Annotated in this window: 11 protein-coding genes and 1 riboswitch; of the genes, 9 read left to right on the top strand and 2 right to left on the bottom strand. The window is 68.9% G+C overall.

Annotation, left to right across the window (positions count from 1 at the left end; genetic code table 11):
• Positions 1 to 119: 119 nt before the first annotated feature.
• Positions 120 to 1,865 carry a 2-succinyl-5-enolpyruvyl-6-hydroxy-3-cyclohexene-1-carboxylic-acid synthase gene (menD, locus tag R2733_04000; protein ID MEZ5375650.1) on the bottom strand — a complete coding sequence of 582 codons (1,746 nt, stop codon included), beginning with the start codon at positions 1,863 to 1,865 and terminating at the stop codon, positions 120 to 122.
• Positions 1,866 to 1,884: 19 nt separating this feature from the next.
• On the opposite strand from menD, the gene R2733_03995 reads away from it, so the two are divergent.
• On the top strand, positions 1,885 to 2,697 hold the full coding sequence (locus R2733_03995; GenBank protein MEZ5375649.1) for an alpha/beta fold hydrolase: 813 nt from the start codon (positions 1,885 to 1,887) through the stop codon (positions 2,695 to 2,697).
• Here the strand turns inward: R2733_03995 and R2733_03990 are convergent.
• Positions 2,611 to 3,780 (bottom strand): enolase C-terminal domain-like protein, encoded by a 1,170-nt coding sequence (locus R2733_03990; GenBank protein MEZ5375648.1) that lies wholly within the window; start codon positions 3,778 to 3,780, stop codon positions 2,611 to 2,613. The two genes, R2733_03995 and R2733_03990, sit on opposite strands and share 87 nt — an antisense overlap.
• A 226-nt stretch (positions 3,781 to 4,006) precedes the next feature.
• On the opposite strand from R2733_03990, the gene R2733_03985 reads away from it, so the two are divergent.
• From R2733_03985 to R2733_03950, 8 genes are all read left to right on the top strand, one after another.
• Positions 4,007 to 5,866, top strand: coding sequence for a pentapeptide repeat-containing protein (locus tag R2733_03985; protein MEZ5375647.1), 1,860 nt, complete (start codon positions 4,007 to 4,009; stop codon positions 5,864 to 5,866).
• 44 nt (positions 5,867 to 5,910) lie between these two features.
• A riboswitch (cobalamin riboswitch) is annotated at positions 5,911 to 6,051 on the top strand.
• A gap of 86 nt (positions 6,052 to 6,137) precedes the next feature.
• The gene (locus R2733_03980) at positions 6,138 to 7,115 is read left to right on the top strand and encodes an ABC transporter substrate-binding protein (protein ID MEZ5375646.1); all 978 of its coding nucleotides are present in this window, start codon (positions 6,138 to 6,140) and stop codon (positions 7,113 to 7,115) included.
• A 2-nt stretch (positions 7,116 to 7,117) separates the two neighbouring features.
• Positions 7,118 to 8,218, top strand: a complete 1,101-nt coding sequence (locus R2733_03975; GenBank protein MEZ5375645.1) for an iron ABC transporter permease — start codon at positions 7,118 to 7,120, stop codon at positions 8,216 to 8,218.
• Positions 8,215 to 9,012: an ABC transporter ATP-binding protein gene (locus R2733_03970; protein MEZ5375644.1), complete on the top strand. Its 798-nt coding sequence runs from the start codon at positions 8,215 to 8,217 to the stop codon at positions 9,010 to 9,012. The genes R2733_03975 and R2733_03970 overlap by 4 nt, the downstream gene beginning before the upstream one ends.
• Positions 9,013 to 9,018: 6 nt before the next feature.
• On the top strand, positions 9,019 to 9,585 hold the full coding sequence (gene cobO, locus R2733_03965; GenBank protein ID MEZ5375643.1) for a cob(I)yrinic acid a,c-diamide adenosyltransferase: 567 nt from the start codon (positions 9,019 to 9,021) through the stop codon (positions 9,583 to 9,585).
• Entirely contained in the window at positions 9,585 to 10,121 is a 537-nt protein-coding gene (gene cobU / locus R2733_03960) for a bifunctional adenosylcobinamide kinase/adenosylcobinamide-phosphate guanylyltransferase (GenBank protein MEZ5375642.1), read from the top strand. The genes cobO and cobU overlap by 1 nt, the downstream gene beginning before the upstream one ends.
• Positions 10,118 to 11,122 (top strand): nicotinate-nucleotide--dimethylbenzimidazole phosphoribosyltransferase, encoded by a 1,005-nt coding sequence (locus R2733_03955; protein MEZ5375641.1) that lies wholly within the window; start codon positions 10,118 to 10,120, stop codon positions 11,120 to 11,122. The genes cobU and R2733_03955 overlap by 4 nt, the downstream gene beginning before the upstream one ends.
• A 10-nt stretch (positions 11,123 to 11,132) precedes the next feature.
• A complete protein-coding gene (locus tag R2733_03950) occupies positions 11,133 to 11,879 on the top strand; it encodes an adenosylcobinamide-GDP ribazoletransferase (protein ID MEZ5375640.1) in 747 nt (248 codons plus the stop codon).
• Positions 11,880 to 11,965 lie beyond the last annotated feature (86 nt).

Below are 11,965 nucleotides of genomic sequence, written 5' to 3'. Positions count from 1 at the left end.
AACACCGACCGTCGGAACCTGAGTGCCAGAGCGACGTCTCGCGGCGAATCGGAGTCGCAGAGCGTCAGATCTGTCGCTCTGCGTCTCGAGAACGGTGGGTGGGGTGGGTGGTGGGGTGATCAGTCCAGAGCAGCGGTCACGGCGGCGTTGAGCTTGCCGTGAAGGTCGGTGTTCGCTGCTCGGTCGGTGCGAACCCGGAGGACTCGGACGCCGTGCGGCGTGAGCACGTTGGGGTTGACGGTGTCGAGGTCGACGGTGTCGAGGCCGTGCGCCCGCGCCAACGCCAGCACGTCGGTGCCGTGGGGCGTCCCGAAGAGCTGTTCGAACCGGGCGGCGTCGAGCAGGGATCGCTGTGGCAGGAACGAGAAGATGCCGCCGCCGTCGTTGTCGACCACCATGATCGTGAGGTCGCACCGACGGCGTGCGAGCGCGGTGAGCGAGGTGGCGTCATGGAGGAAGGCCACGTCGCCGATGAGGCAGATCGTCGGCGCCCCGGTGAGCGCTACGCCGATGGCGGTGGCGATCACCCCGTCGATCCCGTTGGCGCCGCGGTTGGCGAGGACGCGCACGCCTGGCGCCGGTTGGCCGTACCACTCGACGTCCCTCACCGGCATCGATGCCGACACCACCAGCGCCGGGCTCGGGCCGAGCTGGTTGAGGCCGACCAGCGAGGCGAGTGACGCCCGGGCAACGTCGGGCTCGGTGATCCCGTCGGTGGCGGACAGGGTGGCCGTGATGGCAGCCGCTGCGGTGGCATCGGCGGTCAACCACGCCGAGGCCCGATCGCTCGGCTCGCCGAGATCGAGTGTCAACAACTGATCGGCGAGGTCGCCGCTGTCGATGACGAGCGAAGCGACCTGCGCCGGGTCGACCCAGCGGCCGGTGGTAGCGGCGATCGTTGGGCCGCTGGAGCGAGCCAGCCACTCCTCGGTGATCCTGCTCGTGAGCATCTCGCCCAGGCGCAGGACCATGCCGGGGAGCATTGCTCTGGCGAAGGCTGGGTTGCGCAGCATGGTGTCGGTGTGGGCGACCGACCGGCCGACGACTCGACAGCCGGACCGGTGGTCGGCGATGACCGGCCAGCCGAGCCGCTCACCGAGGCGCAGTACATGATCAGGGTCGCCTGCACCTCGTCCGGCCACGATCACCCCGCCGACTGCCGGATCGATGGCACGGATCATCTCGGCGACCCTGACGGCGTCGGGTCCGGCGGGCGCTCCGACCGCAACGGTTGCAGGCGCATGGACACCGGCGACGGGTGGTACCTCGGCGCCCCGTTCTGGCAGGTCGCCCGGAAGCCCGGCCAGTGGGTCGCGGAAGCTGAGGTCGAGGTGGACCGGCCCAGGCCGACCACTCCAGCCCGTCGCCTCGGCCACCGACCGTCGAGCGAGTGGTCGCCACGTGTTGCTGGTGACGGCGTCGGGCGGGCCGGGCTGGAAGAACCAGCGCGGCGCGCCGCCGTAGAGCTTGGTCTGGTCGATGGTCTGCGGTGCACCGACTTCCCACAGCTCGGGTGGACGGTTGGCGGTGCACACGATCAGCGGAACCGACGACAGTCCGGCCTCGATCACTGCTGCGTGGAAGTGGGCGGCTGCGGTACCGCTGCTGCACAACACCACCGCGGGACGGCCGGTGGCGAGACCGTGACCGAGTCCGGCGAACGAGGCTGATCGCTCGTCGTGGAGGATGTGGACGTCGAATCGATCGTCGCTCGCCAGCGCGAGCGCGAGGGGAGTGGAGCGCGATCCGGGGGCGACGAAGGCGTCGGTCAGACCCTGGTGGGCCCATTCGTCGACCAGGGTGGCGCAGAACGTGGCGGTGTCGGTCACCTGCATGGCGCCCAGCGAACCACACTTTCCGGTCATGAGTCGGCATCCTGAGAGCGTGACGCTTGCAACGACCATCATCGGGCACGGCCCTCGCGTCGTGCTGCTCCACGGTTTCACGCAGAACCGGCGGTGTTGGGGCGCCATCCCCGAGCAGCTGGCGACTTCGCATGAGGTCGTGCTGGTCGATGCGCCCGGCCACGGCGAATCGGCACACGACGACGCCGACCTGTGGACGGCCGCCGAGCTCCTCGCCGAGGTCGGTGGCCGGGCGACGTACGTTGGCTACTCGATGGGCGGCCGAATGGCGCTGCATCTGGCGCTCGAGCATCCCGAACTCGTCGACGGCCTCGTCCTCATCGGGGCGACCGCCGGGCTGACGACCGAGGAGGAACGGGCCACGCGACGGGCCGCCGACGAGGTGCTGGCGCAGCGCATCGAGACGGGTCCGCTTCGTGCGTTCCTCGAGGACTGGTTGGCCAACCCGCTCTTTGCGACGCTGCCCGCCGAGTCTCGCCGTTTGGCCGAGCGTGAGACGAATCGCCCGGCCGGACTCGCCGCCAGCCTGCGGGCCTGCGGCACCGGCAATCAGGATCCGCTGTGGGACCGCCTGGCAGAGCTGGCCATGCCGGTCGTGCTCGTCGCCGGTTCGACCGACGAGAAGTTCACCGCCCTCGCTCATCGCATGGCCGAAGCGATCGGGGCCAACGCCCGGGTGGTGATCGAGCCCGGTAGCCACGCCGTCCACCTCGAGGACGACGCCGCGATCGCCCGAGCGCTCGAGCTACTCCCGGTCGTTCCCGTCGCTGTCGATCCAGTCGCTGTCGTTCCAGTTGAAGGTGGCGCGGTCGAGGGTGAACCGATCGAGTAGTTCCCGGTCGGGCGGGGGCGCCACGCCCGCGGTGGTCGGCACGCTGATCGCTCCGTCGACCATCTCGATGTCGGCGAACGGATCGTCGGCCAGCCAACGGCGTGCGGGGGAGAGATCGCCCGTGATCGTGAAGCCCGGCAGCGAGGCCAGCGCAGCCAGCGCATAACGCCCGAGACCGCTTTCGAGCATCCCGCCGGCTGCGACGCCGACCCCGTTGGCGTGGCACCAGTCGTGCACGGCGATGGCGGGGTCGAGCCCGCCGAGCCGTCCGGGCTTGATCACGACGCCAGTGGCGGCAGCCTCGTCGACCAGTTCGATGATGGTGGCCCGATCGATGGCGGCCTCGTCGGCGAGCACCAAGGCGCTGGTCGAGGAGGCGAGACGAGCACTCGACTTCCGGTCGCCAGGAGCGAACGGCTGCTCGATCGCCGTGACCCCCGACTCGGCCAACGCAGCGAGCTCGTTTAGATCACTGGCCATGCAGGATCCGTTGGCATCGACGTGCAGTTCGACCCCGGGACAGGCGTCGTGCACCGCTGTGACCGGTTCGGTGACTCGGCCCGGCTCGATCTTCAACTTCAGTCGCCTGACACCCTGCTCCGCCCAGGCGATGGCGGCCGCAACGGTGTCGTCGATCGTGGCAAGCGGCAACACGACCCCGGCAGGCACAGAGCCCGGCGGGCTGGAGGCAGCGGTGCCGGACGCACCGTTGCTGAACACCGTGTGCAAGTGCTGCGACAACGCAAGCCCGGCCACTCGCAACCCCAGGTCCAACCTCGCCATCTCGACCCCGGCCATCGCCATCGGTGCCCCACCCCTCGGCCGCCCCTGCGTCGCTTTGAGCAGGTCGAATGCTCCACGCGCCCACTCGTGCGTGTAGCCGGGACGGGTGAGCGCCGAGCATTCGCCGAATCCGGACCGACCCTCGGCGTCGACGAGTTCGACGATCGTGAGTTCGCGCCGCTCGGCGGGACGGGGGTCGTGTGCGGCAGCGAGTTGATCGACCGTGGGAAGCGAGACCAGGCGAATCGTGCATGACACCGCCGACGAACCCTCGGGCAGGAGTCGGCGGGGAGGCGTCACGGCGGCCAGCGTAGACCGGGTTTGCGACTAGGCGGACCAGCCCAAACAGCGGGATTTCACTCAATCGAGTGAGCGAGCGCGCCGATACCTCGACTGGACCAGTCTCATGTCGATCACGACCTCTCCACCACCCGCGCCGGTGGCGCCGCCCTCGAAGCGGAGGTCGGCGCGCCCGGACAGGGACGGCCGCTGGTCCGGCCGGCCGGTCCTCGCCCGACTCTTGCGGGTGTCGATTGCCCTGGCTCCGGTGGTCGTGGCCGTCGGTGCCACCTACGGTGCCGCCGCCGTGCTGCCCGAGCCGCAAGGGATTGCCGCAACGGCCGTGTGGTTCGCCTCCCTGGTCCTACTGTCGGTCGTGGTCATGGCGGCCGTCGAACGGTTGGCTCGCCTCCTCCTGCCACTCACCCTTCTACTGCGCCTCACCCTGGTGTTCCCCGACGAAGCACCAAATCGGTTTTCGCTCGCTCTACGAACCTCGTCGACCAAGGAACTCGAGAGAACCGTTGCCCAGGTCAAGGAGCGAGGACTCGGGAGCACCGAATCGGAAGCGGCGGAAACGCTGCTCGTCCTCGTCGCGGCACTGTCGTCGCACGACCGGCTCACTCGTGGTCACAGCGAACGCGTGCGGGCGTACTCCGAGCTGATCGGTGAGGAACTCCAGCTCTCCGATGACGACCGATCGAAGCTCCGATGGGCCGGCCTGCTCCACGACGTCGGCAAGCTCTACGTGCCCGAGGAGATCCTCAACAAGCCGGGAAAGCTCACCGACGAGGAGTTCGACATCATCAAGAAGCACCCCGAATGGGGTGCGCAGCTGGTCGCACCGCTCGCCGACTGGCTCGGCCCCTGGGCCGATGCGGTCGGACAGCATCACGAACGGTGGGACGGCAAGGGCTATCCCCTCGGGCTCGCCGGCACGGACATCTCCCTCGCCGCCCGCATCGTGTCGGTGGCCGACGTGTTCGACGTCATCACCTCCATCCGCTCCTACAAGGGCGCCAGTTCGGCCGTGGATGCCCGTACCGAGATCTCGAACTGCGCCGGGACCCAGTTCGACCCGACCGTGGTGCGCGCCTTCCTCAACATCGGGATCGGCCGGGTCCGCCGCACCATGTGGCCGCTCACCTTCCTCGCCCAGATCCCTCAACTCGTCGGCGTCCTGACCGCCCCGGTCGCCGGACCGGCCATGTCGGCCACCCTCGCCGCTGCCGCCATGACCACCGGAGCCGTCGCCAGCCCCGCCATCGACGCCACCTTCCAGCGAGAGGAGCCCGCTGCCCTCGCCTTCCTGGTCGACAATCGTGAGGATGGCCTGGAGAGCTTGCGGGGCAAGGAACTCGGGGCCGACGCCGCCGTGCAGGCAGTTATCGACGAGGTGACCGCCACCACCCTTCCTCCCACGACCGCCGGCATGCCAACGACGACCACCAGCACCCCGACGACGTCGCCGGCGACGACCACCGTGACCGCAGCCCCAACGACGTCAGCACCGACGATCGTTGCCCCCACCACATCCCGGCCGACCACGACCACGACCACCAGGCCGACGACGACCACATCGACAGCAGCACCCCCTCCAACGGCGGCGGCCGACGGGGGATCAGCCGCCGCTCCACCACCTCCGCCCGCCTCGACGGTTGGTCGGTCCTGCGTCGAAGCTGACCCCGAGAACGCTGCCGACTGCGACCTCACCGGTGCCGACCTGTCAGGTTTGGATCTGACCGGCGTCGACCTCCGCAGCGTCGATCTGTCGGGCGCCAACCTCGGCGGAGCCAACCTCGCCGACGCCGACCTGCGTGAGGCCGACCTCACCGGCGCGAACCTGGCTGGCGCCGACCTCGGCGATGCCGACCTGCGAGGTGTCGACCTGACCGGTGCGAACCTGTCCGGCGCCGATCTGAGCAAGGCGAAGCTTCGAGACGCCTCGGGCACCAACGCCAACCTCACCGGTGTCAACCTCGACAAGGCCGACCTGCGAGGACTCGATCTGGAGGGTGCCATGGGCGTGCCGTCGTCGTGGGACAAGGCAAAGTTCGAGAACACGACCTGCCCCAACGGCGTCACCCAGAACACCGCCTGCTGGTAGCCAACGTGTGATCCTCCGGCGGGTCACGTAGAGTGCTGACGCCCGAACCATGCGATGGTCAACGTCGCCGGGGCCGAGCACTTCTCATTGCAGCGAAGTCCGGTGAGATCCCGGCGCTGTCCCGCAACTGTGATGCCGATTTCGATCGGTCAGCCAGGTCGCCTGCGGTGGGGAGTTTCCGAACCGTGTCCTCGGAGGAAGGACCAGTCGGCGAGTCACCACCGGGTGGCTCCTGACCTCGAAGCCCTCCGAGCAAAGGAGGCTTTCCGAGTTGTCATCTTCACATCGATCCCCGGCCCGACTGCTCGTCGTGCTCGCCCTCATGCTGCTCGCCGCATCGTGCGGCAGTTCGGCGAGCGACACCGATGCAGCAGCCACCGACGAGACCACGACCACCACCACGACGACGGACGCTGCCGACGAGACGACCACGACGGTCGCAGACGAAGCAGCAGCCGCCGATACCACCGAATATCCGAGTCGAATCGTCTCGTTGTCGGCCACGGCCACCGAGATGCTGTTCGCCATCGGCGCCGGCGACCAGGTCATCGCCGCCGACTCGTACTCCAACTATCCGGCCGAGGCCCCGACCACCGAACTGTCGAGCTTCGAACCCAACCTCGAGGCGATCGCCGCCGAGGAGCCCGACCTCGTGGTCTTCTCCTTCGATCCGGGCGAGCTCGCAACCGGGCTCGAGAGCGTCGGTATCGACGCCATGTTCCTTCCGGCGGCCGTTGCCCTCGACGACGTCTACGCCCAGATCGCCGATCTCGGTGTCGCCACGGGCCACGAAGACGAAGCGGCGGCCGTGGTCGCCGACATGCGGACCCGGATCGACGAGATCGTCGCCGGCGTGGCGGCCGAGGGCGAGCCGATCCGCATCTACCACGAGCTCGACGACACCTTCTACAGCGCCAGCTCGAACGCATTCATCGGCCAGCTCTACGCCCTGTTCGAGACGACCAACATCGCCGACGAGGCCGACGCCGACGGTTATGGCTACCCGCAGCTGAACCCGGAGTACATCCTCGAAGCCGATCCTCAGCTGATCGTGATCACTGACCAGGTCGCCTACACCCCCGACGACGTGGCAGCCCGGCCGGGCTGGGACGCCATCTCGGCGGTGCAGTCGGGAAGCGTTGTCGTGGTCGACGCCGACATTGCCTCTCGCTGGGGTCCACGTCTGCCCGACTTCCTCGAATCGATCGCCGCGGCGCTGGCGAAGGTTCCGGTCACCGCAGGGTCATGACCATGGCCGGGCTGACCACAGCGCACGTCGACCACACCCTCTCTGATGGTGTGGCGACGCGTGCTGCGGTCGCCCGGGCGTTCCGCCTCCCGGGGCGTTCGCTGACGATCTCGTTGCTCGTACTCGTCGCTGCCGTCATGGTGGGCACGCTCGTCGGTCCGGCCGGTCTCGGTCCGAAGGCCGTCGTGCTCGAGTTCGTCGACAAGCTGCCGTTCGTTTCGGCCGAGTCGGGGTTGACCGAGAACCAGCAGGTGATCCTGTGGCAGTGGCGGTTCTCTCGGGTCGTGCTCGGTGGTTGCGTGGGGGCGTCGCTCGCCATGGCCGGCGCTGGGTATCAGGGGGTGTTCCGCAACCCGCTCGCCGACCCCTTCCTGCTCGGCGCCGCCGCCGGTGCCGGACTCGGCGCCACGCTCGTCTTCGCCTTCGACCTTGCCGTCGGTTGGGGGCCGTTCGACTCGGTGGCCGTCGCCGCGTTCGTGGGCGCGCTCCTCGGTGTCGGGCTGTCGGCCTTCCTCGGCCAGAGTGCCGATCGCTCGCCAGCCGGTCTGCTCCTTGCCGGTGTCGCCGTCGCCTCATTCCTCACGGCCGTGCAGACCTATGTGCTGCAGCGTCAGACCGACGTGATCCGCGACGTCTATTCGTGGATCTTCGGTCGGCTCACCACCGCCGGTTGGCAGGAACCGGGACTCCTCGCCCCGTATCTGGTGGTGTGCGGCGGCGTGCTGTTCGTCCATCGCCGCCACCTCGACGTGCTCCGGCTGGGCGACGACGAGGCTCGCAGCCTGGGTGTCCAGCCCGGCCGGGTGCGGCTGATCGTGGTGATCGCCGCCTCGTTGCTGACCGCCGCCGCGGTCGCGGTCAGCGGACTGATCGGCTTCATCGGTGTTGTCGTGCCCCACGTCGTCCGCCTCCTCTTCGGATCGAGCTATCGCATCGTGGTGCCGCTCTCCGCCGTCCTCGGTGCCGCCTTCATGGTGCTCGCCGATGTCGGCGCCCGTACCGTCGTGAGCCCGGGTGAACTACCGATCGGCGTACTCACCTCCTTCGTCGGCGCTCCGTTCTTCGCACTCGTGCTCCGTATGCAACGGCGGGTGAACCTGTGAGGGCGCCGTCGGCCGCCGTCGGGCTCGATGTCTCGGTGCGCAATGTCGGGGTCACGCTCGGCCGCACGCCGATCCTGATCGATGCCAGCTTCGATGCCGCTCCCGGTGAGTGGGTGGGGCTGATCGGACCGAACGGCGCCGGCAAGTCGACCCTCCTCCGAGCGCTCGTCGGTCTTGTCGAGCACACCGGTTCGGTGTCGATCGGTGGTCGGGCCGAGCAGCGAGTCGACCGGGCTCGCACCATTGCCTTCGTTCCGCAGTCACCGGTGCTCCCGCCCGGTATGACGGTGGGGGAGTACGTGCTGCTCGGTCGCACCGCGCACCTGAGCTGGTTGGGTCGCGAGTCGGCTGCCGATCGCGACGCCGCCATCGAGGCGTTGGAACGCCTGGAACTCGGGCGTTTCGTCGATCGCGACGTGACAGCGCTCTCCGGAGGCGAGGTCCAACGAGTGTCGCTCGCTCGTGCGATCGCCTCGGCCTGCCCCGTACTCCTGCTCGACGAGCCGACCAGCGCGCTCGACATCGGGCATCAGGTGGCGGTACTCGAACTCGTCGACGAGCTGCGGGCCCACGACGGACTGACCGTCATCTCGGCCATGCATGACCTGACCTCGGCCGGTCGCTTCGCCGATCGGCTGCTCCTGCTGAGCTGTGGCAGTGTGGCGGCGTTCGGTGCTCCGGACGCCGTGTTGACCGAGGAACTGCTCAGCACGTACTACCAGACCCCGGTGACGGTGATGACGGCCCCTGACGGGTCCTTCGTCGTCGTGCCACTCCGTTCCAGCCAAAGGTGACACGCCATGACCGACGAGATCCCCCGCGAAGCGCCCGACAAGTCCTCGATGGTCGTCGCTCCGTCGCTCGTGCTGGTGAACACGGGCAACGGTAAGGGCAAGTCGACCGCGGCGTTCGGCACCGCCATCCGGGCGGTCGCCCAGGGATGGCCGGTCGCCGTCGTCCAGTTCTTGAAGAGTGGCGACTGGAACACCGGCGAGGAGAAGATCCTGCGCGACCTCGGCGTCGAGTGGCATGCCGAGGGCGACGGCTTCACGTGGGACTCCGAGGACCTCGACGAGAGTCAGGCGCACGCCAAGGGCGCGTGGTCGTTGGCGAAGCGGCTCATCACGTCGGGTGACCATCGCCTGGTGGTGCTCGACGAGATCAGCTACGCCCTGACGTGGCACTGGATCGATCTCGACGATGTGGTCGACACCATCACGAACCGCCCGACCAAGACCAGCGTGATCCTCACGGGACGCGACATGGTGCAGCCCATCGTCGACATCGCCGACACCGTCACCGAGATGCGCCAGATCAAGCATGCGTTCGACAAGGGGATCGTGGCGAAGAAGGGCATCGATTACTGATGCCACGGTCGATCCTGCTGATCGGCGGTGCCCGTTCGGGCAAGTCCCGCACCGGTCAGTCGGTGGCCGAGTCGAGCGGTGAGCCGGTCACGATCGTGGTCACCGCCGAACCATTCGACGACGAGATGACCGATCGCATTGGTCGCCACCGAGCCGACCGCCCGGCGACCTGGACCACCATCGAAGCCCCGCTCGACCTCGCCGACGGTGTCGCCGCAGTGCCCGACGGCGACACCCTCCTCCTGGATTGCCTCACCCTCTGGATCTCCAATCGAATGCTCAACGACACGCCCACCGAGGACATCGAGGCCGAGGCGGAGCGAGTTAGTGCGCTCCTGGCGGCCCGGTCCGGACGGTCGATCGTGATCAGCAACGAGGTGGGTCTGGGAATCGTGCCGGGCGACCCGGTCAGCCGCGCCTTTCGTGACGTGCACGGACGCGTGAACCAGATCATCGCCGACTGCGTCGAGGCCACCTACCTCGTCGTCGCCGGCCGCCTTCTCCCAACGCTCGATCCTCTGCAGGTGCTGTCATGACGCCGCTCGAACATCTCCAGGCGGCCATGGCTGCGGTGCCCGGGCCTGATGAGTCGGCGGTCGCCGCCGTCACCGAGCGTTCCTCGAGTGTGCTTCGCCCGGCTGGTGCCTTCGCCCGTCTCGACGAGGTGGCGATCTGGTTGGGTGGCTGGCAGCGCCGACCCGACCCGCTGGTTCGGCAGGCGGCGGTCGTGATTTTCGGCGGTGACCATGGTGTGGCCGCCCAGGGGGTGAGCGCCTATCCGGCCGAGGTCACCGTCGCGATGGCCGGCGCCATCACCGGCGGACTCGCCACGAGTTCGGCACTCGCCGCCGCACACGGTGCACCGCTGCACTTCGTCGACGTCGGTGTCGGCCAGCCGACCGAGGACTTCTCCATCGGCGACGCCATGGATGCCGAGCGCTTCGCGGCGTCGTGGCATGTCGGCCGTGAGGCGATCGCCGGGCTCGACACCGACCTGCTGATCATCGGCGAACTCGGGATCGGCAACACCACAGCGGCAGCGGCGGTGGCTGCCGGTCTCTTCGGCGGGACGGCGGCTGACTGGGTCGGCCTCGGCACCGGTGTCGACGACGATGGACTGGCCCGCAAGCGAACGGTGGTCGACGCTGGATTGGCCCGCGTCGGAAGCGCCGACCCACTCGAGGTCCTGCGCTGCCTCGGCGGCACCGAACTCGTCGCAATGGCGGGGGCCGCCACCGAGGCTCGGCGGCGCTCGATTCCCGTGCTGCTCGACGGGTTCATTGCCACCTCGGCCATGGCAACCATCGAACGAGCCGCGCCCGGCGCGCTCGATCACGCCCTCGCCGGTCACTGTTCGGCGGAGCCTGGACACCGGCGGCTGCTCGCCGCGCTCGGCAAGCAACCGTTGCTCGATCTCGATCTCCGACTCGGCGAGGCGAGTGGTGCGCTGGTGGCGCTGTCGGTCGTCACGTCGGCGGCGGCCGCGGTCACGAATGTCGCCACGTTCGCCGACCTCGAGGTCACCGAGCCGTCGTGAGCGGGTTCCCTTGACAGCGTTGCGGACGGCGCTGGCGTTCCTCACCCGGCTCCCCGGCGGACGACACCCCGAGAACGGCGAGCAGCTCACCGCCTCGGTCCCGTGGTTCGGTGTCGTCGGCCTGGTGGTCGGAGCGCTCGGTGCTGCGGTGTTCTGGCTGGCCCACCAACTCGAGCTCGGCCCGTGGATTCCCGCTGTCGCAGCGCTCACCGTCACCGGCCTGGCGACCGGTGGCTTCCACGAGGACGGACTCGCCGACAGCTTCGATGCACTCGCCGGCGGGTGGACGGTCGAGGACCGGCTGCGGATTCTCAAGGACTCTCGGCACGGCACGTTCGGCGTCCTCGCCATCGTGTTGATCACGGCCTGGAAGTTCGGCGCACTGGCGGCGCTCGATGCCACCGACGGCGCCGTCGCCCTCGTCGTCGCCCACACCATGGGCCGCTCCGCCGCCGTGGCGCTGATGGGCACCTTCCCGTCAGCCCGCAACGTCGGCCTCGGCGCCGACTACACCCGCGACCTCCGACCGCTGCCCACCGCCGTCGGCGCGTCGGTCGGTGTGGTTGCCAGCGTGGTGGCCTATGGCCTGTGGGCACCGGTCGTGTTGATCCCGGCGGTGGCCGGCGCCGCTGCCGTCGGGTGGTGGGCACTCCGCAAGATCCACGGCGTCACCGGCGACCTCCTGGGCGCAGCAGAACAGGTGGCCGAAGCGCTCGTGCTCGTCGCCGCCGTCTGGCTCGCCAACAACGTCACGTAGCCACGTCCAGATCGAGCTTCTGGCCAGACCTAGTGGGCCTACGGTGATCGACATTACGCGCAATCAATCGATTGCGGTAAGGTGCT

The organism is Acidimicrobiales bacterium, from assembly GCA_041394265.1.
Lineage (GTDB): Bacteria > Actinomycetota > Acidimicrobiia > Acidimicrobiales > SZUA-35 > JBBQUN01.
The sequence above is the reverse complement of the archived record's forward strand: the minus strand, read 5'-3'. Positions and strand labels throughout refer to the sequence as shown.

Bases quoted from the DNA above. Each gene is read 5' to 3' on its own strand.
- menD (MEZ5375650.1), bottom strand. From the start codon at position 1,865: ATGACCGGAAAGTGTGGTTCGCTGGGCGCCATGCAGGTGACCGACACC.
- R2733_03975 (MEZ5375645.1), top strand. From the start codon at position 7,118: ATGGCCGGGCTGACCACAGCGCACGTCGACCACACCCTCTCTGATGGT.
- R2733_03955 (MEZ5375641.1), top strand. From the start codon at position 10,118: ATGACGCCGCTCGAACATCTCCAGGCGGCCATGGCTGCGGTGCCCGGG.
- cobO (MEZ5375643.1), top strand. From the start codon at position 9,019: ATGACCGACGAGATCCCCCGCGAAGCGCCCGACAAGTCCTCGATGGTC.
- cobU (MEZ5375642.1), top strand. From the start codon at position 9,585: ATGCCACGGTCGATCCTGCTGATCGGCGGTGCCCGTTCGGGCAAGTCC.